Source organism: Kitasatospora sp. NPDC017646 (genome assembly GCF_044329365.1).
Taxonomy (GTDB): Bacteria; Actinomycetota; Actinomycetes; order Streptomycetales; family Streptomycetaceae; genus Kitasatospora.
In genome coordinates, this window is record NZ_JBIRJC010000006.1 from 159,740 (window position 1) to 184,674 (window position 24,935).

General features: G+C 73.3%; 20 protein-coding genes. 13 read left to right on the top strand and 7 right to left on the bottom strand.

The features are described 5' to 3' along the window. Positions 1-18: 18 nt before the first annotated feature. Entirely contained in the window at positions 19-540 is a 522-nt protein-coding gene (locus tag ACH4J0_RS12840; protein WP_396239217.1) for a universal stress protein, read from the bottom strand. Positions 541-1,131: 591 nt separating this feature from the next. Here ACH4J0_RS12840 and lysA point away from each other — a divergent pair. Then, entirely contained in the window at positions 1,132-2,475 is a 1,344-nt protein-coding gene (gene lysA, locus ACH4J0_RS12845) for a diaminopimelate decarboxylase (RefSeq protein WP_396239219.1), read from the top strand. A gap of 231 nt (positions 2,476-2,706) precedes the next feature. On the opposite strand, the gene ACH4J0_RS12850 is transcribed toward lysA, so the two are convergent. Next, positions 2,707-4,206 (bottom strand): protease, encoded by a 1,500-nt coding sequence (locus ACH4J0_RS12850; RefSeq protein ID WP_396239221.1) that lies wholly within the window; start codon positions 4,204-4,206, stop codon positions 2,707-2,709. A 488-nt stretch (positions 4,207-4,694) separates the two neighbouring features. On the opposite strand from ACH4J0_RS12850, the gene ACH4J0_RS12855 reads away from it, so the two are divergent. Genes ACH4J0_RS12855 through ACH4J0_RS12875 form a run of 5 tightly spaced genes read left to right on the top strand, consistent with a single transcriptional unit; the run spans position 4,695 to position 10,595 of the window. Continuing rightward, positions 4,695-6,041, top strand: coding sequence for an ABC transporter substrate-binding protein (locus ACH4J0_RS12855; RefSeq protein WP_396239223.1), 1,347 nt, complete (start codon positions 4,695-4,697; stop codon positions 6,039-6,041). Continuing rightward, positions 6,038-6,973, top strand: a complete 936-nt coding sequence (locus ACH4J0_RS12860; protein WP_396239225.1) for a carbohydrate ABC transporter permease — start codon at positions 6,038-6,040, stop codon at positions 6,971-6,973. Before ACH4J0_RS12855 ends, ACH4J0_RS12860 begins: the two co-directional genes overlap by 4 nt. Further along, the gene (locus tag ACH4J0_RS12865) at positions 6,970-7,797 is read left to right on the top strand and encodes a carbohydrate ABC transporter permease (protein ID WP_396239227.1); all 828 of its coding nucleotides are present in this window, start codon (positions 6,970-6,972) and stop codon (positions 7,795-7,797) included. Before ACH4J0_RS12860 ends, ACH4J0_RS12865 begins: the two co-directional genes overlap by 4 nt. Positions 7,798-7,802: 5 nt before the next feature. After that, the gene (locus ACH4J0_RS12870; RefSeq protein ID WP_396239229.1) at positions 7,803-9,515 is read left to right on the top strand and encodes a glycoside hydrolase family 36 protein; all 1,713 of its coding nucleotides are present in this window, start codon (positions 7,803-7,805) and stop codon (positions 9,513-9,515) included. 42 nt (positions 9,516-9,557) lie between these two features. Then, positions 9,558-10,595, top strand: coding sequence for a LacI family DNA-binding transcriptional regulator (locus ACH4J0_RS12875; protein WP_396239231.1), 1,038 nt, complete (start codon positions 9,558-9,560; stop codon positions 10,593-10,595). A gap of 146 nt (positions 10,596-10,741) precedes the next feature. Here the strand turns inward: ACH4J0_RS12875 and ACH4J0_RS12880 are convergent, their stop codons facing one another. Next, entirely contained in the window at positions 10,742-11,404 is a 663-nt protein-coding gene (locus tag ACH4J0_RS12880; protein WP_396239233.1) for an NADPH-dependent F420 reductase, read from the bottom strand. Between the two features lie 226 nt (positions 11,405-11,630). On the opposite strand from ACH4J0_RS12880, the gene ACH4J0_RS12885 reads away from it, so the two are divergent. Further along, positions 11,631-11,837 (top strand): hypothetical protein, encoded by a 207-nt coding sequence (locus tag ACH4J0_RS12885; protein ID WP_396239235.1) that lies wholly within the window; start codon positions 11,631-11,633, stop codon positions 11,835-11,837. Continuing rightward, positions 11,834-12,091, top strand: coding sequence for a hypothetical protein (locus tag ACH4J0_RS12890; protein WP_396239237.1), 258 nt, complete (start codon positions 11,834-11,836; stop codon positions 12,089-12,091). The genes ACH4J0_RS12885 and ACH4J0_RS12890 overlap by 4 nt, the downstream gene beginning before the upstream one ends. Before the next feature lie 15 nt (positions 12,092-12,106). Here the strand turns inward: ACH4J0_RS12890 and ACH4J0_RS12895 are convergent, their stop codons facing one another. Next, on the bottom strand, positions 12,107-12,727 hold the full coding sequence (locus ACH4J0_RS12895; RefSeq protein WP_396239239.1) for an L-threonylcarbamoyladenylate synthase: 621 nt from the start codon (positions 12,725-12,727) through the stop codon (positions 12,107-12,109). Positions 12,728-12,821: 94 nt separating this feature from the next. Between ACH4J0_RS12895 and ACH4J0_RS12900 the strand changes: the two genes are divergently transcribed. After that, positions 12,822-14,123 carry a cytochrome P450 gene (locus ACH4J0_RS12900; RefSeq protein ID WP_396239242.1) on the top strand — a complete coding sequence of 434 codons (1,302 nt, stop codon included), beginning with the start codon at positions 12,822-12,824 and terminating at the stop codon, positions 14,121-14,123. A 101-nt stretch (positions 14,124-14,224) separates the two neighbouring features. On the opposite strand, the gene ACH4J0_RS12905 is transcribed toward ACH4J0_RS12900, so the two are convergent. Together ACH4J0_RS12905 and ACH4J0_RS12910 are read right to left on the bottom strand one after the other, a co-directional pair. Next, complete coding sequence (locus ACH4J0_RS12905; RefSeq protein WP_396239245.1) at positions 14,225-15,394, bottom strand: PP2C family protein-serine/threonine phosphatase; 1,170 nt, start codon at positions 15,392-15,394, stop codon at positions 14,225-14,227. A gap of 88 nt (positions 15,395-15,482) precedes the next feature. Then, positions 15,483-16,391 carry a cyclase family protein gene (locus ACH4J0_RS12910; RefSeq protein ID WP_396239247.1) on the bottom strand — a complete coding sequence of 303 codons (909 nt, stop codon included), beginning with the start codon at positions 16,389-16,391 and terminating at the stop codon, positions 15,483-15,485. 170 nt (positions 16,392-16,561) lie between these two features. On the opposite strand from ACH4J0_RS12910, the gene ACH4J0_RS12915 reads away from it, so the two are divergent. From ACH4J0_RS12915 to ACH4J0_RS12930, 4 genes are all read left to right on the top strand, one after another. After that, positions 16,562-19,414, top strand: a complete 2,853-nt coding sequence (locus tag ACH4J0_RS12915) for a SpoIIE family protein phosphatase (RefSeq protein WP_396239249.1) — start codon at positions 16,562-16,564, stop codon at positions 19,412-19,414. A gap of 98 nt (positions 19,415-19,512) precedes the next feature. Continuing rightward, positions 19,513-21,069 carry a sugar ABC transporter ATP-binding protein gene (locus ACH4J0_RS12920; RefSeq protein WP_396239251.1) on the top strand — a complete coding sequence of 519 codons (1,557 nt, stop codon included), beginning with the start codon at positions 19,513-19,515 and terminating at the stop codon, positions 21,067-21,069. Further along, complete coding sequence (locus ACH4J0_RS12925; RefSeq protein WP_396239253.1) at positions 21,066-22,130, top strand: ABC transporter permease; 1,065 nt, start codon at positions 21,066-21,068, stop codon at positions 22,128-22,130. The genes ACH4J0_RS12920 and ACH4J0_RS12925 overlap by 4 nt, the downstream gene beginning before the upstream one ends. Then, on the top strand, positions 22,127-23,278 hold the full coding sequence (locus ACH4J0_RS12930; RefSeq protein ID WP_396239256.1) for a substrate-binding domain-containing protein: 1,152 nt from the start codon (positions 22,127-22,129) through the stop codon (positions 23,276-23,278). Before ACH4J0_RS12925 ends, ACH4J0_RS12930 begins: the two co-directional genes overlap by 4 nt. Before the next feature lie 38 nt (positions 23,279-23,316). Here ACH4J0_RS12930 and ACH4J0_RS12935 read toward each other — a convergent pair whose 3' ends face one another. Beyond that, positions 23,317-24,528: a PP2C family protein-serine/threonine phosphatase gene (locus ACH4J0_RS12935; protein ID WP_396239258.1), complete on the bottom strand. Its 1,212-nt coding sequence runs from the start codon at positions 24,526-24,528 to the stop codon at positions 23,317-23,319. Positions 24,529-24,935: the final 407 nt, after the last annotated feature.

Genomic DNA, 24,935 nt, shown 5'->3' on the forward strand with positions numbered 1-24,935 from the left:
CCTGTCCGCGACCTCCGCCTACCGGGCGAGCAGCGGCAGCGGCGCCCCCGTACGGGCGGGCAGCTCCAGCCGGGTCAGCAGCGCCGACGGGGAGACCTCGACCACCCGGCAGCCCGCGCGGTGGCGGCAGTACCGGGCCACCGACGGGCCGCGCAACCGGTCGAAGCGGCGCCGGGTGGCGGCACCGAGGACGAGCAGGTCGTCCGGGCCGGTGACGGCGGCGACCAGGGCGGGCCCCGGCTCGGCGTTCACCACCATCGGGCGGATGACCAGGCCGGACGGATAGCCGCCGTAGGCCTGCTCGAACGCGACGTCCAGGCGCCGCCGGGCGGCGTGCTCCAGCTCGGACGGCGGGTGTGGACCGTCCTTGTCGCCCGCCGCCCAGGCGGCGACGGGCACCAGCACGGCCGCGTGCCGGGCCGCCTCGCCGACGGAGTGGTAGAGGGCGGCCAGACTGCTCAGTGATCCGCTCAGGCCGACGACCACCCGGATGGTTCCGCTGGTGGTCCCGGTCGTGTTCGCGGTGGTGGTCCCGGTCATGGCCGTTGTCCTCCGTCTCTCCGGTGGCCCGCACCGGTCGAGTTCTGCTGGTCGGGTGCTCCTTGCTCCGGATGCCTCCAGTGAATCCCGGAACCACGTCGTCCGGACCGGCGCTGACACCACCATGACGCCGGTCACACGCTTCTTGACGCCCTGCTGACAGCCCCCGGTCCACCCGGGGCAACCCGGCTTCGGCGTGAAGCCGGTCAGCGGGTCGATCGCCCTGATGCCGGGGAACGGCCCTTCCGAGGCCGTGTCAGGAGGGCGTCAAGGACGGTCGTCGGGGCGTACGGCCCGCGTCAAGGGCGGGTGCGGTCGGTGTGCGGAGGGTTTCCACTGGAGGTGTCCGGGCCGAGCGGCCCACCGTCCGAAGGGGACATTCGCAGTGAACGACACCGCCCTCGCCGTCGAACCTCCGCCACGCCGGACGGTCCGGCTCGTCGATCGTCCGGCCGAGCAGCCGGAACCTGCCGTACGGGCCCCGGAACCTGCCGTACGGGCCCCGGAGCCGGACAGCGGCCACGACCGCAGCCGCCCGACGCACTGCCGCATCGCGATGCGGTTCGAAGACTGACCCGGAGGAGTGCCACCATGACCCAGCTCGCCGTCCCTGCTGTTCCCTCCGCCCCCGCCGACGCGCTCGGCGACCCCTGGCCGGCCTCGGCGCGGCCCGGCCCGGGAGCCGACCTGCTGGTCGGCGGGGTGGGGCTGGCCGAGGCGGCCGAGCGGTTCGGCACGCCGCTGTACGTGCTGGACGAGGGCGAGGTGCGCAGCCGCGCGCGGGCCTACCGGCGGGCGCTGCCGCACGCCGAGGTGCTGTACGCGGCCAAGGCCTTCCTGTGCAGCGCGATGGCCGACTGGGTGGGGGAGGAGGGGCTGGGGCTGGACGTCTGCTCGTCCGGCGAACTGTGGCTGGCCGTCTCGGCGGGTTTCCCGGCGCAGCGGATCCTGCTGCACGGCAACGCCAAGTCGCCGGAGGACCTGCGGCTGGCGCGGCGGCTGCGGGTCGGGCGGATCGTGATCAACGGCCCGGCGGAGATCGCCCGGCTGGCGGCGCTGGTGGCTGCGGACACTCCGCAGAAGGTGCTGGTGAGGGTGGTTCCCGGGATCGCGGCGGGGCACCACGCGGCGGTGCGGACCGGCGGCGGCGGGCAGAAGTTCGGTTTCCCGGTCGAGGGCGGCGACGCCGCGGACGCGATCGCCCGGGTGCTCGACCAGCCGGGGCTGGAACTGGCGGGGCTGCACTGCCACCTGGGGTCGCAGATCACCGAGGTGGAGCCGTACCTGCGGGCGGTGGACGCGTTGGTGCGGCTGCTCGCCGAGGTGCGGGAGCGGCACGGGGTGGAGCTGCCGGAGCTGGATCTCGGCGGCGGGCACGGGATCACGTACCTGCCGGGCGACGCGGAGTTCGACCTCGCCGAGTTCGCGGTCCGGGTGACCGACCGGCTGGCCGTGCGCTGCGCGGAGGCCGGGCTCGAAGTGCCGCACCTGATCGTCGAACCCGGCCGCGCGATCGCCGGACCGGCGGCCGTCGCGGTCTACCGGGTGCTGTCGGTGAAGCACGCGGCGGACGGCCGCACCTTCGTGGCCGTGGACGGCGGGATGAGCGACAACCCGCGCCCGGCTCTGTACGGATCGGAGTACAGCGTGCGACTGGTGGGCCGCAGGTCCGACGCGGGCGCGGCGCGGGTGGACGTGGTCGGCCGCCACTGCGAGGCGGGGGACGTGCTGGTGCGGGACGCGGCGCTGCCTGCGGACGTGCGCCCGGGAGACCTGCTCGCGGTGCCCGCGGCCGGGGCGTACCAGCTGTCCATGGCGTCCGGCTACAACCTGGTGGGCCGCCCGGCCGTGGCGGCGGTCCGCAACGGCCGCGCCCGCCTGCTGATCCGGAGGGAGACGGTCGAGGACTTCCGCCTGCGGGAGGTCGGCCGCTGAGCCGACGGCCTGGCACCCTCCCGCGGGCGCTGTCCACGGGCCGGCCCGCCGGTCCGCCGACGGTCGGGCGAGAAGTCGGCCGGGCCGACTTCTCGCGCAGCGCCGGTCAGCCGGTGCGGGCGTTCACGCCGGGCAGCGTGGCATGCGCCGCCCCGCCACCGTCGCGCGCGGGGCGTCGCCCCGCCGAGTCGGCGAGCGGCTCGACGGGGCGACGTCCTCAGGAGTCCGGGCTCAGCCCGCGTGGGCGGCGCTGACCAGGTCGGGCAGCAGCTTCGCCGCGTCGGGCGTGCCGAGGCCGGTGACCGGGTCCCAGCCGGTGGTGGCGGAGTAGCCGGGCACCGTGGGGTCGGTGGTGTTGTTGCCGAGGGTCACGTCGTTGAAGTCGGCCGCGTACGCGGCCGGGTCGGCGGCCAGCTTGTACAGGGCCGGGTTGATCTGGCCGAGGCCGCCGCCGTTGATCTGGTCCGCGATCGAGACCAGGCCGGCCCACTGCGGACAGGACAGCGAGGTTCCGCCGATGTCGTACCAGCCCGTGCTGCACGGCGTGCCACCGCACTTGAGACCGGAGCTGCCGTCCGGCGGCAGCGACAGGTAGACCAGCGCGCCCGTGCCGGGGGCGGCCTGGAGGGCGACGTCCGGCGTGGCGCGCTTGGTGCCGATCGCGGTGGAGCCGGCGGGCAGCGCCGACTGGTAGGCGGGCCTGTCGAAGACCTGGCTGAACCCGCCGCCCGAACCGCTCCAACCCACCTCGGCCGCACCGGCGTTGGTCCGGCAGGCGGCCGGGTTGTCGGTGCTGTCCACGGTCCGGCCGCCGGTCGCGCCGGGGTCGGTGCACAGGAACGTGCCGCCCACGGCGGTCACCAGCGGGTCGGAGGCCGGCCATTCCACGGACGGGTACGGGAGGGTCGAGCCGCCCGACTTCACCGGGGTCTTCACGGAGCCGGTCGTGCCGTCGTCGCCGGTGGAGCCGAGCACCGTGACGCCGTTCAGGGCCGCCGACTTGAAGGCGTGCCGCAGCGGCTCGATCGACTGGCTGCCGGCGAACGCGCCCTCGGCGGAGGCGAAGGACTGCGAGATGACGTTCGCCAGGTGGTGGTCGACCACGTACTGCTCGGCGTTCATCAGGGTGGGCAGGCCCTGGACGCCGAGCGTCTCGGCGGTGGGGGTGCTGACCAGCAGGATGTTGGCCCCGGGGGCCATCGCGTGCGCGGTCTCGACGTCGAGCGCGACCTCCAGCGCCCAGGCGGCCTTGCTCTCCTGGCCGGTGCCCTGGCTGGTGGACGGCGGCGCGGTGGTGCCCGGCGCGCCCTGGACGTGCAACTCGCTGAAGGTCGGCATGCCCGGCTGGCAGGTCACGGCCTCCTCGCCGCACATCGCGGTGACGCCGAAGGCCTGGTCGAAGACGTGCAGGTCGTGCGCCATGGTGTCGCTGCCGTACGAGTCGAGGATCGCGATCGTCTGGCCGCGGCCGTCGAAGCCGCCGGCGTAGAGCGGGCCCAGATTGTAGGCGGCCCGGATGCCCTGCGGGCTGAAGCAGCGGCGGCCCGCCGACGCGCACTGGGCGGGGGTGGGGGGAGTGGTGCCGGCCGACACCTGGGTGTAGTCGGCCACCGCGGGGTGCACCGTCGGGTAGCCGACGGCGGCCTCCGCACTGGTGACCGTCGGCACGGCGAGCGCGCCGGAGGCCGCGAGGGCCAGGCTGCTCACCCCTGCCAGGAGTATTCGGCGCATGCTGGGAGCCTTCAACTGGTCCTCCACGAGGGTGGGTTGGGGGACAACGGCCGGTACCCGGGCCGGATCGTGCGACGCCGGGTACGCGAGGGGGCTCCGGGACACAAGGTCACGGCCGGGCGAGTGTAGGCGTGGGGACAGCCCGGCCTCAATGGGCTCGTCGGAATTCAGAACGACCTCTGACCTACCCCCGGGAAGAGCGCCATCCGTCGAATGCCCAGCCCGGGTGGGAGGCGGCGAGGAACGGCAGGTGAGCGTCCCGGTCCGCGGCCGGGCCCGCTGTTCGGTCATAACGGAACGGTTGCGGAGCCCGCCCTCGGGAGCGCAGGGGTTGACGGAGTGGGGAGGGCGGGCGTTTGCTGTGTCCGCTCGTGCGAACCTGTTGGGTTGTGGTTCTTTTTGTGGGTTTGAACGTTCAAACCGGCGAACGCCTCGAGCGCACTCCCCCTTTTCCTTCCGTCCGGCGCCATCCCCTCAGGAGGAATGCAATGTCACACCTTTCTCGTCGCGGCCTGATCCGCGCCTCCGGGGCCGGTCTGCTCGCCCTGGCCGCCGGCGGTGCCCTCGCGGCCTGTGGTGGCGGCTCTGATCCGGGCGGAGGCTCGGGTGGGGACGCCGAGACCGGGACCGTCACGGTCTGGTCCTGGGCCACGGCCGCCGCCGCGCTGCGCGCGGTCGTCCCGGCGTTCGAGAAGGACAATCCCGGCATCAAGGTCGACGTCCAGGACATCGGCAACCCGGCCATCTGGGACAAGATCACCGTCGGGCTCGCGGCCGGCGGGCAGGGGCTCGGCGACGTGCTGCACATCGGCTGCGACTACCTGCCCGGCTACCTGGACAAGTTCCCCGGCGGCCTGGCCGACCTCTCCGCGTTCGGCGCGGACACCCACAGGGACGCGTTCGCCAAGGGACTGTGGCCGGTCGTCACCGGCAAGGACGGCCACGTCTACGCGCTGCCCTGGGAGGTCAACCCACTCGGCTTCTTCTACCGCCAGGACTGCTTCGACAAGGCGGGCATCGACCCGACCACCCTTGCCACCTGGGACGACCTGATCGCCGTCGCCGACCGCTTCAAGGCCGCCAACCCGGGCATCTCCCTCATCGGCATCAACAAGGCCGCCAACCCCGACCCCGACCTCGACTTCCTGCAGTCCCTGATGCAGCTCCAGGGCGCGTTCTACTTCGACCTCCAGGGGAAGGTCACCCTCGGGTCCGAGCCGGACGTCCGCGCCCTCGCCACCGTCAAGCGCCTGGACGCGGCCGGGCTGGTCGCCGACGCCCCCGGCGACCAGGGCTGGGCGACCCTGATGAAGGCGGGCAAGCTCGCCGTCGCCCCGATGCCCGCCTGGGCCGCGCACTACCTGGAGGCCAAGTTCCCCGACCAGAGCGGCAACTGGCGCCTCGCCAAGCCCCCGGCCGTGACCCCCGGCGGCAGGCGCACGGCCCTGGTGAACTCCACCCACCTGGCCGTCGCGGCCTCCAGCCCGCGCCGCCGTGCCGCGTGGAAGTTCGTCGAGTACGCGCTCACCCGGCCGGCCTCGGTCAACGCCATGTTCGCCGCCGGCGGTGTCTTCCCCGCGCTCACCGCGGCCTACGCCGACCCGACGTACGCCGCGCCCCACCCGTACTTCGGCGGCCAGCCCGTCCTGAAGACCTTCGCGGACCTGGCCGTCGACGGCGGCGACCCCACCAACTACTCCGGCGACTACGCCCGCGCCCTCAAGCTCGCCGGCGACGCCCAGACGAAGGTCTTCCTCAAGTCCGGCGACCCGGCCGCCGTCCTCCAGGACGCCGCCAGGCAACTCGCCCAGCAGACCGGACGAACGATCGCATGACCGCCGCCGCACCGCCCGTGGCGCTCGCCGAGGCACCCGCCAGGAAGAGCGCACGGACCCGCCGCACCGCCCGCCTGCGCCGCGCCGCCGTGCCGTACCTGCTGCTCGCCCCCGCCCTGATCACCTTCGGCGTGTTCAAGGCCTACCCGGTCGTCGACTCCCTGCTGCTCTCCTTCACCACCGGCGCCGGTACCGCCACCCGCGCCGCCGGGCTCGCCAACTACCGCCGCCTGCTGGACGATCCGCTGTTCTGGACGGCCCTGCGCAACACCGCCGAGATCCTCGCCGTCCAGGTCCCGCTGATGCTGGCGCTCGCCCTGCTGACGGCCGTCGGCATCAACTCGGCCGTGGTGCGCTGGCGCGCGGTGTGGCGGCTCGGCGTCTTCATGCCGGCCGTCACCGGCCTGGTCGCCACCGGCGTGATGTTCGCCTTCCTGCTCAGGACCGACGACGGCGCGGTGAACCGGCTGCTGGAGGCCGTCGGCCTGCCCGCCGTCGACTGGCTCGGCCAGCCGTTCTGGGCCCGGATGGCGGTCGTCCTGGTGCTGACCTGGCACTACACCGGCTACAACGCCGTCATCTACCTGGCCGGCCTCCAGTCCATCCCCAAGGAGCTGTACGAGGCCGCGATGGTCGACGGCGCCGGTCCGGTCCGCCGCTTCACCGCGATCACCGTCCCCGCCCTGCGCCCGGTGCTGCTGTTCACCGTCGTGCTGTCGACCATCGGCACACTCCAACTCTTCGACGAGCCCTACGTGTTGACCGGCGGAGGCCCGGACAACGCCACCCTGACCGTCTCCATGTACCTGTACCAGAACGGCTTCCGCTACTTCGACTTCGGCTACGCCTCCGCCATCGCGTACGCCCTCACCCTGCTGGTGGCCGTGCTCGGCGCGGTCCAGATGCGCCTGATGGGAGAGAAGGAAGGATGAACCGCAGGAAACCCCGCGGCTGGCCGCTGACCTTCCTCCTCGCCGGCCTCACCGGCCTCTCCGTCGCCCCCTTCTACTGGCTGCTGGTCTCCACCACCCGCAAGGACACCGAGATCTTCGACTGGCCGCCGCACCTGCTGCCCGGCGGGGGTCTCGGCGACAACCTGCACCGGCTCGACCGGAGGATCGGCCTGCTCCGGGTGATCGGCAACTCCCTGCTGGTGGCCGGCATCCAGACCGTCGGCGCGCTGGTCGTCGCCCTGCTGGCCGGCTACGCCTTCGCCAAGTTCCGCTTCCGCGGCCGGACCCTGCTGTTCGCGCTGCTGCTCTCCACCCTCGTCGTGCCCGAACAGGTCATGCTGGTGCCGCTGTTCAAGATGATGAGGAACTTCGGCCTGCTCGACTCCTACCAGGCGATCGTCCTGCCCGGACTGTGCGTGCCCTTCGCCGTCTTCCTGATGCGCCAGTCGCTGACCAGCCTGCCGGACGAACTCCTGGACGCCGCGCGGGTCGACGGCGCGGGCGAGTTCCGAGTGCTGTGGAGCGTCGTCGTCCCGGTCATGCGGCCGGTGCTGGCCGCGCTCTCGATCTTCCTCTTCCTGGGCTCCTGGAACCAGTTCGTCTGGCCGCTGATCGCCCTGCGCAGCCCCGACATGCACACCCTGCCAGTCGCCCTCGCGACCCTGTACGGCAACAAGGCCACCACCGACTACGGCGCGATCCTTTCCGGCACCGCCCTGTCCACCCTGCCGATGATGGTCCTCTTCCTGGTCCTCCAGCGGCAGTTCATCTCCGGCCTGCTGGCCGGCGCCACGAAAGGCTGAGCACCATGACCGACATCTGGGAGCCGCACGCCCCCGCCGCCGTCGAGGCGCTGCGCCCGTTGGACGCCGAGGGGTTGGACCTCAGGGCGAGCGGAGCGGCCACCGCCCGGGCGGTCGCGGACGGCGTGGTCGAGGTGACCGCGCAGGACACGGGGCCGGTACGGATCGAGTGGCGGGTGCCCTGCGTGGACGCCACCGCCTTCTGGACGCCCGAACCGCGCGGCACCGGCTGGCTGCCCGCCTCCTGGAGCGCGCCGTGCCGCACCGGCCTCGCGGCCGGGGCCCCGATCGCCGCGCTGGTCGGCACCGGGGACGTCGCGCTGTGCGCCTTCGCCGCCGAGCGCCCCGACGTCCTGGCCGGGGCCGGAGTGGTCGAGGAGACCGGCGAGTTCCGCTTCTGGGCCCAGGCCGAAGGCGAGCTCACCGTCCGGATCGACACCTCGGGCCGGCACTTCGCCCGCTGCCTGGCCGACCTCGCCGCCTGGTGGGGGAGCGGCCGCACCGCCGACATCCCCGGCGCCGCCCGCCGGCCCGCCTACTCGACCTGGTACTCGATGCACCAGGACGTCACGCCCGAGGGCGTCGAGGCCCAGGCCGCACTCGGCAAGGGGCTCGGCCTGGACGTGATCATCGTGGACGACGGCTGGATGACCGCCGACCGCACCCGCGGCTACGCCCACTGCGGCGACTGGGAGCCGGTGTCGCTGCCCGACACCGCCGCGCACGTCGAGCGGGTGCACCGGCTCGGCGTGCGCTACCTGCTCTGGTACGCCCTGCCGTTCATCGGAAAGGACAGCGCCGCCTTCGGGAAGCTCGGCCGCCACGCCCTCGCCGACGCCGCCCACCTGGGCGCGGTCGTGGCCGACCCGCGCTACCCCGAGGTCCGCGACTTCCTCACCGACCGGCTCGCCCGCGCCGTCGAGGAGTGGGGCATGGACGGGCTCAAGGTCGACTTCGTCGACTGGTTCTCCCGCGGTCCGGTCCCGGAAGCGGGCCCCGAGGCGGACTGCGCGAGCGTGGACGAGGGCGTGGAGCGGCTGCTCGCCGCCATCCGTCGGCGGATCACCGCGGCGAACCCGGAGGCGATGGTCGAGTACCGCCAGCCGTACGTCAGCCCGGCCCTGTGGCCGTACGTCACCATGGTGCGCGCCACCGACTGCCCGCTCGGCCCGCAGGAGAACCGGCAGCGGACCGTCGACCTGCGGCTCGCCGCGGGGCCCGTCCCGGTCCACTCCGACATGCTGATGTGGCACCCGGCCGAGCCGCCGGAGCAGATCGCCTGCCACCTGATCAACGTGCTGTTCTCGGTGCCGCAGGTCTCCGTCGACCTCGCCGCGCAGAGCCCGGCCCAGCGCGAGGCGATCGCCTTCTGGCTCGGCGTCTTCCGCGAGCACCTGGACACCCTGCAGCTCGGCGAGCTCCGCCCGTCCCGCCCCGACCTCGGGTACCCGCTGGTGACGGCGCTGGGCGGGGACACCGTCGCGGTGGCCCGCTACGCCGCCCTGCCGGTGGACGCCTCCGGCGACGGCTGGCGGACCCTGCTGGTGGCCAACGCCGACGCCGACCCGGACGTCCGGCTGACCGGCGGCAGCGGGGCGGCGGTGGCGACCGTGCGGGACGCCCGGGGGCGTATCGTCCGCCGGGGCGAGGTCCGGCTCGGCCTCGCCGCGCCGATCCCCGTACCGCGCGGCGGGCTGCTGACCCTGTCCCGCGGCTGACCGTTCGACGGGCACCACCGAGCACCACGACTGGAGGACCGCATGCAGGGAGCACGCCGGCCGCGGCGCGGCGCCACCACCATCGAGGAGGTCGCCCGAGCGGCCGGAGTCTCCCGGCAGACCGTGTCCAACGCGCTCAACGCCCCGCACCGGGTCCGCCCGGAGACGCTGGAGCGGGTGACCACGACGATCCGCGAACTCGGCTACCAGCCCGACCAGTCGGCCCGTTCGCTGCGCAGCGGCGCCAGGCGCACCATCGGCTACCTCGCCCCGGTGGACGACCCCTACGACCCCAACCCGCTGATGGCCGGCTTCCTGGAGGCCCTGGTCGACGCGGCCGGGGAGCAGGGCTGGCGGGTGCTGCTGTTCCGCCCGCTCCGGGGCGCGGCGGACCCGGCGGCCGCCATCGACGAACTGGTGGCGGCCCGCCAGGTGGACGGGCTGGTGCTGGCGGACGTGCTCGCCGCGGACGCCCGGGTCGACCACGTCGCCCGGCTCGGCGTCCCGTTCGTCACCTTCGGCCGGACCGGGCCGGCGCAGCCGCAACACTGGGTGGACATCGCCAACGACGCGGCGATGGCCGCCGTGGTGCGCCACCTCGCGGCGCTCGGCCACCGGCGGATCGGGTACCTCGGGGCCTCCGAGGACTTGCCGTGGATGGCGGCGCGCCGGGCGGGCTTCCTGGCCGAGGCACGCCGGCTGGGACTGTCCGCCGGCAGCGTCACCGTCACCGCCGCCCGGCCGGAGGCGGCGGCCGTCCGGGAGTTGCTGCGCGGACCGGAGCGGCCGACGGCCGTCGCGGCGGGCAGCGACCTGCTGGCGCTGGACGTGTACGAGGCGGTGCGGGCGGAGGGCCTGGCGGTCGGGCCGGGCGGGGTCGTGGTCACCGGCTTCCACGACACGCCGCTCTGCCGCCATCTGCACCCGGCACTGACCTCGGTGCGGCTGCCGCTGGGGGCGATCGCCGCCGCGCTGGTCGGGCGGCTGCTCGACCAGGTGCGGGGAGCCACCCCGCCGCCGACGGGTGTGGAGCTGCTCACCGAGCTGGTGGTGCGGGGCAGCTCCGGAGCGGGACCCTAGGCCACGGCCGGTGCGGTGACCGGCCCGCGGACCGCGTCACCGCGGCCGTCACCGCAGCAGTCACCGTCGCCTCCCGTGCGGCCGGGTGCATCGTGCCGCGCGCCCTCACCGCCGTACCGGCCGGAGGGCGCGCCGGCTACGCCGGCTCAGGCCCGGTGGGCCGCCGGGCGCTCAGGGGACGCCTCCGCGAGCGCCCGCTCCACGGCCTCGACCCCGGCGCGCAGCCCGTACACCGGGGTGGCCGGCTGCTGGCGCCAGGAGTCGTCGATGCCGCCCGCGTCCACGGTGTCGAAGCCCAACTCGTCGACCAGCGCCCGCACGACCTGCTTAGCCGCCTCGTCGTCGGACGCGACCGGCACGGCCAGCCGCTCCGGGTCCCCCACCGGGAGGGGCCGGTCCAACAGGTCCTGCGCGTAGGTGCCGTTGAACACCTTCACCACCGGGTGGCCGAGGTGCTGCTCGGTCCAGCGGCTCTCCGTCAGCCCGCCGTCCTCGATCGCGTCGATCCGCCCGTCCCGCTCCTTGGGGTAGTAGTTGCCGGTGTCGATCACCGCCACGCCCTCGGCGGCGCCGTCAAGAAGCCCAGCGGGCAGGTCCGGCACGTTCTTCAGCGGCACCGTCACCACCACGACCTGCGCGCCCTTCGCCGCCTCGGCGGCCGTCACCGCCTTGGCGCCCGTCTCCTCCGCCAGGGCCTTCAGCGACTCCGGACCGCGCGAGTTCGCCACCGAGACCTCGTGCCCGAGGGCGGTCAGACGCCGCGTCAGGTTGCCGCCGATGTTGCCCGCACCGATGATGCCGATCTTCATGGGAAAGCCCCTCGCTGTTCGGGTGTGGCACAAGCTCGTCGTCCTGCCCCAACCCGGCGGCGGGCGGATCTGTTCCCGCCGCGAGGGTGGGGCCCCGACCAGGGCCCGATCACGTACACGGTCGGCGTCGAGCGTGCCCGGGCCGGCTGGAGCGACTGGCCGGAGGCCCCGTAACGGCACCGGAGCCCGGCTAGCAGAATGGGGCCGCCTGGCGACCCCGACGGCCGTGGAGCGGCTGCACGAGCTCGCCCTCTCCGGGGGCCTCAAGCCCTCGAACGCCTTCTGGGAGCAACAGCGCGCCCCGTATCAGGACCTCACCGCTCGGCTGTGTGGTCCTGAGCTCCAACTCGCCGTAGAGACGGCCCTGTTCCGGACCGACGATCCCACCCAACTCGAACAACTCATCACCGTCCATGACATCCTGAGGACATGACCCACGCCATGGTGCCGCCGTTGTTAACGGTCGCGGTACTCCTGCTCGTCATCAAACTGGCCCGACGACGGCGAAACGGCAAGCCCTCACAGCTGCTCCCGCGATCGCTCCCGGCACGGGCGACGGCGGTGACCACCGTCGCCCTGGTGGTGATCTCGGGAGTAGCGGCAGGTCGGCCCTGGGACGCGTCGGTCATCCCGGCCGTCTCCCTGGGCGGCCTGGCGGGGGCCTTGGTGGACCTCCGCCACCGCTGAACCCGGCGCGGACCCCTACTCGAAGCGCGAGGGATCACCGGCCCCGCGCCGGACGATCTCCGCCTCGCCGCCGGAGAAGTCGATCACCGTGGTCGGTTCGGTGCCGCACTCGCCCGAGTCCACCACGGCGTCCAGCACGTGGTCCAACCGCTCCTTGATCTCCCACCCCTGGGTCATCGGCTCGTCCTCGCCGGGGAGGATCAGGGTGCTGGAGACCAGCGGCTCGCCGAGTTCGGCGAGCAGCGCCCGGGTGACGGCGTGGTCGGGGATCCTGACGCCCACCGTCTTCTTCTTCGGGTGCAGCAGCCGGCGCGGCACCTCCTTGGTGGCGGGGAGGATGAAGGTGTAACTGCCCGGCGTCGCCGCCTTGACGGCCCGGAAGACGTAGTTGTCGAGCTGGACGAACTGCCCCAGCTGGGCGAAGTCCTCGCACATCAGGGTGAAGTGGTGGCGCTCGCCGAGGCGCCGGATCGAGCGGATGCGCTCAAGGCCCTCGTGGTTGTCCAGCCGGCAGCCGAGCGCGAAACAGGAGTCGGTCGGGTACGCGATGAGGGCCCCGGACCGGACGCTGTCGGCCACGGTGCTGATGGTCCGCGGCTGGGGGGACTCTGGGTGAACGTCGAAGTACTTCGCCATTGGCCGACCCTACGGGATGCCGGGCACCGATCGGTGCACCCGCGACGTCCCGCATCCTGGCGGGCCGCCGGCTTGCGGCGTACGGTCGGCAGCCATGGGCATCGACCAGGCGCGGGTGAACCGGATCTTCCTGCCCGGGACGTATTCGGAGGGCGTGCCGTACGGGCTGTTCCGTGAGCTGCGGGCGCAGGCGCCGGTCTGCTGGGTGGAGGAGCCGGTGGTGGGGGAGTGGCCGGCCGGCCCGGGGTACTGGGCGGTGCTGCGGCACGCGGACGTGAAGCACGTGCTGCGCAGCCCGGAGGACTTCTCCTCGTACCTCGGCGCGACCCAGATCCGCGACCCCGACACCCGGGCCGATCTCGAGTTCGCCCGGGCGATGATGCTCAACCAGGACCCGCCCGACCACTCCCGGCTGCGCCGGGCCGTCGCGGCCGCGTTCACGCCGCGTGCGCTGCACGAGCTGACCACGGCCATCGAGGAGCGCGCGGCCGAACTCGTCCAGGCGATCCGGCCCTTGGGCGAGGTCGACTTCGTGCCGATCGCCGCTGACCTGCCCGTGTGGACGCTGGCGCGAATCCTCGGCGTGCCGGAGCAGGACCGGCAGCTGCTGGTCGACTGGTCGAACCGTGTGATCGGCTACCAGGATCCCGACTACGCCCGGTCCGGTACCGCCGACCCGTCCCAGCTCACCGACATGGGCCGCACCGCGCTCGTCCACCGGCCCGCCGCCCTCACCACCCGCGACGGCCGCCCGCTCAACCCGCGCTCTCGCGCCGCCCTCGCCGACATGTTCGCCTACGCCCACGCGCTCGCCGAAAAGCCACCACCGGGCAGCATCGTCGCCCGGATGCGGGAAGCCGGACTGAGTGCTGACGAGTTCGAGACGATGTTCTTCCTGTTCGGAGTCGCCGGTAACGAGACGCTGCGTAACGGTCTGCCCGGCGGTCTGTACTCCCTGCTCATCCACCCCGACCAGTACGTCCGGTTGTCGCGACGGCCGGACCTGGTCGCCCCGGCGGTCGAGGAGATGCTCCGGTTCTGGCCGCCGGTGCTGGAGTTCCGGCGCACGGCCACCCGGGACGTGGTGCTCGCCGGTCAGCCGATCCGCGCCGGCGACAAGGTGGTCGTCTACCACGCTTCCGCCAACCGAGACGAGTCCGTCTTTCATGACGCGGACCGCCTCGACGTCGCCCGGATGCCGAACGATCACGTCAGCTTCGGCTTCGGCCCCCACTTCTGCGTAGGAGCGCGACTCGCCAGGGTCCAGATGGCGGCCCTGATCCGTCGTGTCGTTGCCGGGCTGCCTGGCCTGGAGCTCGCTCCGGGAGCACCGCCGAAGCGACTCGTCTCCAACTTCCAGAACGGGTTGAAGGACCTGCGCATGTGTTGGCGGTAACGGACGCGCTGCCGGCGGCAGCCCGGCGGACCGGTATCCGCCTCATGACATCCATCGAGTGGCACGGGCGGCCGGCACCGCCCTTTCGGTTCGGCGTCGGATCACTCTCGCGGAGGGGGCGGGTTTCGTCCGGGCTCGGCGGGGCCGGAGGCGTGGGCGGCGGTGGGTTCGGCGCGCCGGATGGCGATGACGGCGGCGTCGTCGTCGAGACGGTGGCCGACGTGGGCGAGGAGGTCGCGGCGGATGTGGTTGACGAGTGCCTCGGGGGAGGACTTGGTCCAGTGGGCGGCGCGATCGGCGAGCGGGTAGAACTCGCCGGTGTCGTCGCGCGCCTCGGTGACCCCGTCGGTGTAGAGCAGCAGCGTGTCGCCTCGTTCGAACGGGAAGTCGTCGCTCGGGTAGCTGCCGTCGCCGAGGTCGTTCACGCCGAGGGGCGGAGCGGGCGGAACGGACTCGACGGGCAGCGCGCGGCCGTCGCGCAGCAGGAGGGGCGGAGGGTGTCCGCAGTTGGTCATGCGGGCGACGGGCTCGTCGTCGGGCAGGTCGAGCAGGATCGCGGTGATGAAGTGCTCGACGATGTCGCCGCTCTCCTGGGCGAAGTCGGTGAGGTAGCGCCCCACGTTGTGGTCGAGCGTGGACGCCAGGTCCGTCAGGGTGTCGTGTTGTGCGGCGATGAGGCGGAAGGCGCTGACCAGCAGGGCCGACTCGCCGACGGCTGCCAGGCCCTTGCCCCGGACGTCTCCGATGACCATGCGGGTTCCGCCCGCGGTGCGGGTGGCGGTGTAGAGGTCGCCGCCGATCTGTGTCTCCTTCTCGGCGGCGAGGTACATCGTGGCGATCTGGAGCGGCCCGATCTGTTCGGGCAGCGGGCGCAGCAGGGCGCGCTGTGCGGCTTCGGCGACCGACTGGGCGCGGGCGAGCTGTCTGGCCCGGTGGTCGCGGACGCCGGTGAAAATGACGATCAGGACGCACAGGACGGCCAGCGCGACGATCTGCGCGATGTGGTTGCTGGTGGTGATGCCACCGTGGAGGAAGGCGATGAGGACCTGGGCGGCGACGGCCAGGGCTCCGACGAGGGCGGTCGGGCGCAGCCCGGCGAACGAGGGGGTGAGGGCGGGGGCGATCACCAGGAGCGGACCGAGGTGGATGCTGGTGGGGGAGTGGAGATCGACCACGGTGATCGCCGCGATGAGGGCGAGCGGGATCAGCAGCAGCGCCCAGCCCCGTTGCCCGCGCTGCTGGTGGCGGGCCGCGCGTGCTCGGACTTCCATATCCCCACTGTGCTCCTGGGGGTCGGCGAGCGCAGGTCTGTCCGGGCGGTTGCAACCACCGGTATCACCCGCATCCTCGCCGGAGCGCTCAGAGGACCGCGAGCGGATTGACCGGGGAGCCGGTGCCGCCGGGGATGTTCAGGGGTGCGGCGACGAGGAGGAACTCCCATCGTGAGGTGCGCGCGCACGCCTCGGCCAGCGGTTCCAGGTCCAGGTTGTCGATCAGAGACAGGCCCAGGGCGGTGATGGCCAGCACGTGGACCGGCGAGTGGACGCCGTCGACGGGGCTCGGGCGTACGTCGCTGTCGCCGTCGCTGCCCAGGGCCGAGGCCCGTGACTCACCCAGCGTGCGCATCGCGCCGGGATGCAGTCCCGCGCTGAGGTCGTCCGGGTCCCACGCGCCCAGCCGCCGCCGTCGGGCGAGGTGGCCCGTGCGGACGAGGAGGACGTCCTGGGGGCGGAGCGGGCTGCCCTGTTCCTCGGCGCAGACCAGCAGCTCCGAGCCGCCGATCGCCTCTCCCGGCTCCAGCCAGGACGTGCCGCGCAGGCGTGGCACGTCCAGCAGGACTCCTCGCCCCACCAGCCCGGGCAGCAGGTCGGTCACCGCGCCGTAGGCGGCACCTTGCGAGGAGAACACCTCCCGCGCCCGCACTCCCGCGAAGAGCAGTCCGCCGTACGCGATGTGGCAGAGCGCGTCCAGGTGCGTCTGCGCCTTGCCGTGGTAGTCGGAGGCGATGAAGTCCCGGTGCACGGTCGGCTCGGGGGCCGTGACGTCCGCCAGTTCGGTCATCTGGTGCAGTGCCGGCCTGTGGTTGTCGGGCCCCGGCACGGTGTCCCACGGCCGCCCCATGGCGACGACCTCACCCGTGCGTACGAGGCCGGCGGCCGCCACCCGTCGCCTCGCTTCGACCGGTCCGGGGAGCTGCGCGCGGCGCAGCTGCCGGAAGAGCGCGTCGAACTCGTCCCGGGTCATCGCCGGCCCGTTGGCACTGGTCATGGCACTCCTCAACCCGACCCCCGCTCTGCCGATGATGCGGTGACGGTCGCGGTACCGCCACCGTGCTCGGGGAGCGCGCGCGATCCGGCGGCGAACACCGCAAAGCGGGCAAAGTCCTAATATTGCATCGAAGGGTGCAGCTCCGTGGAGATGTGAGCGCTGTGGCGGCCATGACAGCTTCGGATGCGGCGGGGGTCGGCCCCGTACGGGCCCGTGAGCGGTTCATGCTCGGTGAACCGGTCGAGGGTGGCGTGCGGAGTCTGATCCTGAACTCCTGGCAACGCTGCCAGTCGATGGGGGTCTCCCCGTGCGGGTCCGAGCTACCGTACCGGCCGGACATCGATCTGGACGGCCGGCTGGTTCGCGCGGCCAGGCCCGTGCTGGACCGGCTGGCATCCAGGTTCGCCGGCAGCCGGATGAACGTGGCCCTGACCGACGCGGACGGGGTGGTGCTGCAGCGCCGTTTCGGCGATGCGTCCATGGTCGGGCAGCTGCCCGCGAACCAGAGCACCCCGGGTTTCGTGTTCGCCGAGCAGTACGGCGGGACCAACGGCATCGGGCTGGCGCTCACGGAGCGGCGGCTCATCCAGGTCTCCGGAGCCGAGCACTTCGCCGAGCGTGGCCAGTCGAACGCCTGTACGGCTATTCCCGTCCGTGACCCCCTCAGCGGACGGATCGAGGGCATCCTCTGCTTCGGCTATCCGCCCGTCTACGCGGACCCGCAGATGGTGGACCTGATCCGCAGGGCCGCCACCGCCATCGAGCGGCGCCTGCTGGCGCAGAGCTCGGCGCGAGAGCGCACCCTGCTGCGCGCGTACCTCGATTCCTGGCGCCGCGCCCAGACCGACCAGGCGGCCGAGGACGGGCGCCCGGTCGGTCTGGACGAGCTGGGAAGCGGGCTGGACCGGCACGACCGGACACTGCTCGAACAGATGGCCGCCGAGCTGATCTCCTCGGCCCGCCGTGCCGCGGTCGAGGTGACCCTTTCCCGGGGCCGGCTGGTCACCCTGCTGAGCCGCCCGGTGACCAGCCCGTCCGGGGTGGAGGGCTTCGTCATCGAGGCGGTCCTGCACGGCGACTCGCCGCCCCGGCCCGCCGCCCCCGACCGGGCCGGTCGGCCGGTCGGCGTCCAGGAGCCCACCATGACCGCCGCCGTCCCACCGCTCCGGCCGCCGGAGGTCGGCGCACCGGACCGCGGGGACAAGACGCCGTGCGCCCCCGGGCCCGGCGGGGCCACCAGGCTGCTGCTGCTGGGCGAGCCGGGCGTGGGACAGTACGCCGTCGCGGCCCGCCGCCGCCTGGAGCTGCTGTCCGAGGCCAGCACCCGCATCGGCACCACCCTGGACGTGACCCGGACCGCCTGGGAACTCGCGGAGATGGCCGTCCCGAGGCTGGCCGACTACGTCACCATCGACCTGCCCGAGACCGTCCTGCGCGGCGAGGAGCCCAGCGACCCCGTCAGCGAGCTGCACCGCACGGTGGTCCACGGCATCCGCACCGACTGCCCCTTCTACCCGGTCGGCGGGCGGGTCGACCTCAGCCCCACCACGCCCCACCGCCGCTGCCTGGCCAGCGGGCAGGCGGTGCTGGAACCCGATCTGCGCGAGGCCGCCGGCTGGATCTCGCAGGACCGCGAGGCGGCCGAGCGTCTCTTCGCGCACGACGTCCACTCCCTCATCACCGTCCCGCTGCTGGCCCGCGGCGTCGTGCTGGGCATCGCCGGCTTCTACCGCGCCCGGAACCCCGCCCCCTACGGGGACGACGACCGCTCGCTGGCCCAGGAGCTCGCCACCCGCGCCGCCATCTGCATCGACAACGCCCGCCGCTACACCCGCGAACACGCCATGGTCCTGGCCCTGCAGCACAGCCTGCTCCCACGCAGCCTGCCCGAGCAGAGCGCCCTCGACGTCGCCCACCGCTATCTGCCCGCCGAGTCCGGGGTGCGCGGGGACTGGTTCGACGTCATCCCCCTCTCCGGCGCCCGGGTCGCCCTGGTCGTCGGCGATGTCGTCGGCCACGGACTGCACGCCGCCGCCACCATGGGCCGTCTGCGCACCGCCGTGCACAACTTCGCCGAACTGGACCTCGCCCCCGACGAGCTCCTCACCCACCTGGACAACCTCGTGGGCCGCCTGGACCGGGACGAGGACGGCACGGAGCCCGCCACCGGCCATGACGGCATCATCGGCGCGTCCTGCCTGTACGCCGTCTACGACCCGACCTCACAGCGCTGCACGCTGGCTCGCGCCGGTCACCCGCCACCCGCGGTGATCCACCCGGACGGCACGGTCACCGTCCCCGACCTCCCCGCCGGGCCCCCGCTCGGCCTGGGCGGCCTGCCGTTCGAAACCGCCGAGCTGCACCTCCCCGAAGGCAGTCAGCTGATCCTCTACTCCGACGGACTCCTCGAAGACCACCGCCGCGACCCCGACGCGGCCCTCGACCGCCTGCGCACCGCCCTGGCCCACCCGAACCGCTCACCCGAGGACATCTGTCGCACGGTCGCGGAGGCCGTGGTACCCGAGCACCCGGCCGACGACGTCACGCTGCTCGTCGCCCGCACCCACGCCCTCGACCCCAGCCGGATCGCCACCTGGGACCTGCCCGCCGACCCGGCCCGCGTCGGCGACATCCGCGCCGCCGCCGCCCGCCGCCTGAGCGACTGGGGGCTGGAGGGGGTCGCCTTCGTCACCGAGCTGCTGCTCAGCGAGCTGGTCACCAACGCCATCCGCTACGGCACCGAGCCCATCCAGGTCCGTCTGATCCACGACCGCACCCTGATCTGCGAGGTCTCCGACGGCAGCAGCACCGCCCCCCACCTGCGCCACGCGGCCACCACCGACGAGGGCGGCCGCGGCCTGTTCCTCGTCGCCCAGCTCACCCAGGCCTGGGGCGCCCGCTACACGTCCAGGGGCAAGGTCATCTGGGCCGAATGCGCCCTGGAGGCGTCCGACGGCGTCCCCGACCTCTTCGAGAGCCACTTCTCCGAGAACCAGTTCGCCGACATTCCCGAAATCGGATGACCCGGCCTCCGGGCATCACCCGCCCTCCGGAGTTCAACGGGCCGCCGTGGCGCGTCGACACCACGGCGGCCGGGCCGAGCTGGTAGGAACGGTGGTCCATGCACCACACCTCCGATCTCCTGGCGGGTCCACCCCCGCGCCGTGGCCCACTCGTCCGCATCCGCGGTCTCGGCAAACGGTTCGGCGGCACTCCGGCGCTGGCCGGGATCGACCTCGACATCCGTCGCGGCAGCGTCCTGGCCCTGCTCGGTCCGAACGGCGCCGGCAAGTCCACCCTCATCCGGACACTCGCCGGGATCCACCACGCGGACCAGGGCGAGGTGACGGTGGCCGGGCACCCGCTCGGCACCGAGGCCGCCGCTCGTCGCATGGCCTTCATCCACCAGGACCTCGGTCTCGTCGAGTGGATGACGGTCGCCGAGAACATCGCCCTGGTCGCCGGCTACCCGCGCCGTCACGGGCTGGTCTCCTGGCGGCGGACCCGGGAGCGCTGCGCCGACGCCCTCGCCCTGATCGCCGGGCACCTCGACGCCGACGCGCGCATCGCCGACCTCGCCCCCGCCGAGCGCTCGCTGGTCGCCATCGCCCGCGCGCTGGCGACGCGGGCGGAGCTCATCGTCCTGGACGAGCCGACCGCCAGCCTCCCCGCAGCGGACTGCGCCCGGCTCTTCGCCGTACTGCGCGCCCTGCGCGACCGAGGGCACGGCATCGTCTACGTCACCCACCGGCTCGACGAGGTGTACCAGGTCGCCGACGCCTTCGCCGTCCTGCGCGACGGCCGTCTGATCAGCTCCGGCCCGCTCGCCGGCCACAGCCGCCTGCGCCTGGTCCACGACATCGTGGGCCGCGAACCGGTCAGCCGCCGGGCCGCCCCGGTCGCCCCTGCCGAGGGCCCGGTGGTGCTGAGCCTCGACGCAGTGCGGACCCCGGACGCCGGGCCGGTCAGCCTGGAACTGCGCGCCGGTGAAATCCTCGGCATGGTGGGCGTCACCGGCGCCGGCCACCACGACCTGGGCCGCGCCCTCGCCGGATCCCGTCCGATCCTCGGCGGACGGGCCCTGCTCGACGGCCGACCGTACGCCCCGCACACGGTCGCCGATGCCGTCGACTCCGGCGTCGGCCTGGTCACCGGCAACCGGCAGGAGGGGTGCGCCGCCGAACTGACGGTGCGCGAGAACTTCCTGGCGAACCCCCGGGCGGGCAGCCGGTCGGCGCTGCACTGGATCAGCCCCCGGCGCGAGCGGGCCCAGGCCGCCGCCCTGATCGAGCGGTTCTCGGTGCAACCCCGCGACAGCGAGGCACCGATCGCCACGCTGTCCGGCGGGAACCAGCAGAAGATCATGGTCGGCCGGTGGCTCCGGGCGCACCGGCGGCTGCTGGTCCTCGAGGAGGCGACCGCCAGCATCGACGTCGGTGCCAAGGCCGAGCTCTACCGCCTGCTCGACCGGGCGCTGGCCGACGGCCTCGCGGTCCTGCTCATCTCCACCGACTTCGAGGAGGTCGCCACCGTGTGCCACCGTGCCCTGGTGTTCGTCCGCGGGACCGTGACCGCGGAGCTGGCCGGCGCGGCCCTCACCGTCACCGAGCTCACCTCCGCCGCCTCGGCCATGCCGCCCGTCACCGACGGTGACGGCGACACGCGCACGGACCGATGAGCGAGCCCCGCTCCCGCCGACCCCCGCAGCACCGTCGGCGCGGACACCTGATCGGCGGCTACGGCCTGCCGGTCCTCGCCGTCCTGCTGTTCCTGATCTTCTCCCTCGCGCGGCCGAACACCTTCCCCACCCTCGACAACGTCTCCTCGATCCTGGCCAACCAGTCGATCCCCGCCATCCTCGCGCTCGGCGCGACGATCCCCATCGCCACCGGCAACTTCGACCTGTCCATCGGCTACGGCCTCGGTCTCGCGCACGTCGTGGTGCTGCGGCTCGTCGTCGACGGCGACTGGCCCTGGCCGCTCGCCTGCCTGGCCGTGATCCTGGGCGGAGCGGCCTTCGGAGCCCTCAACGGCGTCATCGTCGAGTTCGGGCGGATCGACTCCTTCATCGCCACGCTCGGCACCGGCAGCATCCTGTACGCCTTCACCGGCTGGATCACCGGCGGCGCCCGGGTCCTCCCCGGGCCGGGCGGCCTGCCGGTCGCCTTCACCGACCTCTACGACTCCACATTTCTCGGACTGCCGGTGTCCGCCTCGTACGTGCTCGCGCTCGCGGCCGTCCTGTGGCTGCTACAGGAGCGGCTGCCGCTCGGCCGGTACCTGTACGTCATCGGCTCCAACCTGCGGGCCGCCGAACTCGTCGGAATCCCCACCCGCCGCTACAGCGTCTACGCCTTCGCCGGATCGGGCCTGGTCGTCGGTTTCGCGGGTGTCCTGCTCGCCGCGCAGCAGCAGATCGGCAACCCGAGCGTCGGCCTGGAGTACCTGTTGCCCGCGTTCGTCGGCGCGCTGCTCGGCTCCACCGCCGTCAAACCCGGTCGCGCCAACGCCCTGGGCACCGTGGTCGCCGTCGCCGTCCTCGCCATCGGTCTGGCCGGCATCGGGCAACTCGGCGCCGACTTCTGGGCCGTGCCGCTGTTCAACGGGGCGACGCTGCTCCTCGCCGTCGGCCTGGCCGGCTACTCCGCACGCCGTCGACTGCGGGCCGGTGGCGCCGGGACCCGCGGTTCGGTCACGCCGCCGTCGACGGACGTGACGGCCTCCCGGGACACGCCATGAAGCGCGGTGCCGCGGCTGTGCTGGCAGCAGTCGTGCTGGCAACGGCGGGTACCGCCCTGGACGGCTGCCAGCGCGGCCTGTCGAGCGGGACCGGGGCTCCCGTGGCAGGGCCGTCGAGGGCCGCTTGCCCGGCGGCCACCCTCGCCAGGGCGAAGGCGGGCGTCCAGCAGGCCGAGCAGGGCGACGCCCCCTGGAACGGCCCCACCAGCGGCCCCAGGGCGGTTCCCGGCAGGACCATCGTCTACGTTGCCCAGACCATGACCAACCCCGGCGTCGTGGGGGTCGCCAAGGGCGTCATCGAAGCCGCGACGGTCATCGGCTGGAGCGTCCGGGTGATCGACGGGCAAGGCACGCCCGCCGGCATCCAGGCGGCGCTCGGCCAGGCGGTCAACCTCGAACCCTCGGGCATCGTCATCGGCGGCTTCGACCCGGGTCTGACCGCACAGCAGGTCGCGCAGGCCGGTTCGGCACACATCCCGCTCATCGGCTGGCACGCGGTCGCGGCCCCGGGGCCGAGCACGAACCCCCCGCTCTTCAGCAACGTCACCACCAGCGTCGGGGACGTCGCACGGCTCAGCGCGGACTGGGTCATCGCGGAGTCCAACGGCAACGCCGGAGTCGTCGTCTTCACCGACGACTCCGTCCCGTTCGCCAGGAACAAGTCGCAGCTGATCAAGGACGAACTCGCCAGCTGCCCCGGCGTGAGGCTGCTGGCCTCCGAGAACATCCCCATCCCGGACGCGACCAGCCGCACCCCCCAGGCGGTCTCCGCCCTCCTCGCCCGCTTCCAGGGCCAGTGGACGCACTCCGTCGCCATCAACGACCTGTACTTCGCCGACGCCGCTCCCGCCCTGCGCGCGGCGGGCAGGCCCGGCAACGCCGCCCCGTACAACATCGGCGCGGGCGACGGCGACCCCTCGGCCTTCCAGCGCATCAACAGCAGGCAGTTCCAGGCCGCCACCGTTCCCGAGCCCCTCACCGAGCAGGGCTGGCAGATCGTCGACGAGTTCAACCGCGCCTTCTCCCACCAGCCCGCCAGCGGCTACGCCGCCCCGGTCCACATCTCCACGGCCGCCGACAGCGGCGGAGCAACCTCCTGGGACCCGGCGGGCTACCGCCTGGCGTACCGGACGATCTGGGGCAGGTAGCGAGGGCGGTGCTGACGCGGTCCGTGTGTCAGGTCGCGTCAGTGCGGCCGTCGGAGACGGGCTGCTGCGAGGTGGCGGCCCAGCGCCGCCCCGCGCCGTCGGCGCTGCCGTCGAGCTCCGCCATCCGACTCGTCCAGGGCGCTGTCGCCGTGCGGGCCCGGCTCCTCCCCGTCCGGGAGCCGGTGCGCGACGAGCACGGCGATGTCGTCGTCGAGGCCGGCACCGCTGTACGCGACCAGGTCCCGGTGCAGGCGGTTCAGAAGCTCGCGCGGCGAAAGGGCGGTCCAGTCGCGGACACGCTGGGTGAGCGGGTAGAAGGCTCCGGTGCGATCGCGGGTCTCGGTGACGCCGTCGGTGTACAGCAGCAGTTGGTCGCCCGGACGGAAGGGCTCCACGTCGACGTGGTAGTCGCCGCCGAGCAGCACACCGAGGTTGAGAGGCGGTGACGGATCACGCGGGACGAGTTCGCTGATCCGGCCCTGGTCGATGAGCAGCGGCGGGGGGTGACCGCAGTTGACGATGCGGACCACGGGCTCGTCACTGGGAATCTCGGCGAGCACAGTGGTGATGAAGCGTTCCTCGCCGCCGGGGAGCTGGGCGGCCCGGCGGCTCATGCTCCGCTCCAATCTACGCGCTATCGCGGGCAGATCGGGCTCGTCGTGGGCGGCCTCGCGGAAGGCGGCCAGCATCGCCGCGGCCGTCTCCACCGCGAGCAGGCCCTTGCCCCGGACGTCGCCGATCAGCAGGCGCACACCGTGCGAGGTGCTCATCGCCTCGAAGAGGTCGCCGCCGATCCGGGCCTCCGCGGCTGCCGAGAGGTACAGGGTTTCGATGCTGATGCGGCCCAGGAGGTGGGGGACCGGACGCAGCAGCACGCGCTGCGCCGTCTCGGCCACCGAGCGTACGGTGGCCAGGGTGCGTTCCCGGCGTGTGCGGTGGGCGGCCAGAAGGGCGCCCAGCATCCCGACCAGTGCCGTGGAGAAGTAGGTGGCCACGTAGTGGCGCTCCCACAGGTAACCCACGTCGCGGCCCGCACAGCACGGAGTGCCCGCCAGAACGCCTTCGAAGACCATGGCGAAGACCGTGACGGCGGCGACGAAGGCGGGACCGTGGGCGAAGGCGGCGACCACGGGCAGGGCGATGAGCACAAAGCTCACCGGCCACCGCACGGGAGTGATCGGCTCCAGCGCCAGGACGGTCGCGACGTAGATGACCGGCAGCCAGCGTATCCAGGCGGGCTGGGCGGGCACCTGCGGCTCCGTCCCGTCCGGCTCCGTCCGACGCCGCCGGTCGGCCCCGCCTCGGCGCGGGAGCCTCACCGCGTGCTCCGGTGGCGGTGCGCCCGGTCGAACGACGGACAGCGGCGAACGGGCCGGGCCCGAGCGGGCGAAGCGGACCGCCGCGGCCCCACGAGCGGGGGGTCCGTCAGCGTGCCGGAGGGCATCCGCCCGGTCGGCGGCAGGAGTCCGACGGCCGCGGAGGGCGCCGCGACGTGCGGCGGTGCGACCCCGAACGCCCGGTGGCGGGTGTCGGCCGGTCCGTGATCCGCCTGTGCACACATACATCAATCATCACGGCACACCAGCCACTGCCGCCTGCGGACGGGGTCGGGCATGCGACCGCACGGCGCGGCACCTCCGACCTGGCCGGCCAGGCT

Bases quoted from the DNA above. Each gene is read 5' to 3' on its own strand.
- ACH4J0_RS12895 (WP_396239239.1), bottom strand. From the start codon at position 12,727: ATGGCGAAGTACTTCGACGTTCACCCAGAGTCCCCCCAGCCGCGGACC.
- ACH4J0_RS12925 (WP_396239253.1), top strand. From the start codon at position 21,066: ATGAGCGAGCCCCGCTCCCGCCGACCCCCGCAGCACCGTCGGCGCGGA.
- ACH4J0_RS12905 (WP_396239245.1), bottom strand. From the start codon at position 15,394: ATGGAAGTCCGAGCACGCGCGGCCCGCCACCAGCAGCGCGGGCAACGG.
- ACH4J0_RS12850 (WP_396239221.1), bottom strand. From the start codon at position 4,206: ATGCGCCGAATACTCCTGGCAGGGGTGAGCAGCCTGGCCCTCGCGGCC.
- ACH4J0_RS12920 (WP_396239251.1), top strand. From the start codon at position 19,513: ATGCACCACACCTCCGATCTCCTGGCGGGTCCACCCCCGCGCCGTGGC.
- ACH4J0_RS12880 (WP_396239233.1), bottom strand. From the start codon at position 11,404: ATGAAGATCGGCATCATCGGTGCGGGCAACATCGGCGGCAACCTGACG.
- lysA (WP_396239219.1), top strand. From the start codon at position 1,132: ATGACCCAGCTCGCCGTCCCTGCTGTTCCCTCCGCCCCCGCCGACGCG.
- ACH4J0_RS12855 (WP_396239223.1), top strand. From the start codon at position 4,695: ATGTCACACCTTTCTCGTCGCGGCCTGATCCGCGCCTCCGGGGCCGGT.
- ACH4J0_RS12915 (WP_396239249.1), top strand. From the start codon at position 16,562: ATGACAGCTTCGGATGCGGCGGGGGTCGGCCCCGTACGGGCCCGTGAG.
- ACH4J0_RS12840 (WP_396239217.1), bottom strand. From the start codon at position 540: ATGACCGGGACCACCACCGCGAACACGACCGGGACCACCAGCGGAACC.
- ACH4J0_RS12930 (WP_396239256.1), top strand. From the start codon at position 22,127: ATGAAGCGCGGTGCCGCGGCTGTGCTGGCAGCAGTCGTGCTGGCAACG.
- ACH4J0_RS12865 (WP_396239227.1), top strand. From the start codon at position 6,970: ATGAACCGCAGGAAACCCCGCGGCTGGCCGCTGACCTTCCTCCTCGCC.
- ACH4J0_RS12870 (WP_396239229.1), top strand. From the start codon at position 7,803: ATGACCGACATCTGGGAGCCGCACGCCCCCGCCGCCGTCGAGGCGCTG.
- ACH4J0_RS12900 (WP_396239242.1), top strand. From the start codon at position 12,822: ATGGGCATCGACCAGGCGCGGGTGAACCGGATCTTCCTGCCCGGGACG.
- ACH4J0_RS12890 (WP_396239237.1), top strand. From the start codon at position 11,834: ATGACCCACGCCATGGTGCCGCCGTTGTTAACGGTCGCGGTACTCCTG.
- ACH4J0_RS12910 (WP_396239247.1), bottom strand. From the start codon at position 16,391: ATGACCAGTGCCAACGGGCCGGCGATGACCCGGGACGAGTTCGACGCG.
- ACH4J0_RS12860 (WP_396239225.1), top strand. From the start codon at position 6,038: ATGACCGCCGCCGCACCGCCCGTGGCGCTCGCCGAGGCACCCGCCAGG.
- ACH4J0_RS12875 (WP_396239231.1), top strand. From the start codon at position 9,558: ATGCAGGGAGCACGCCGGCCGCGGCGCGGCGCCACCACCATCGAGGAG.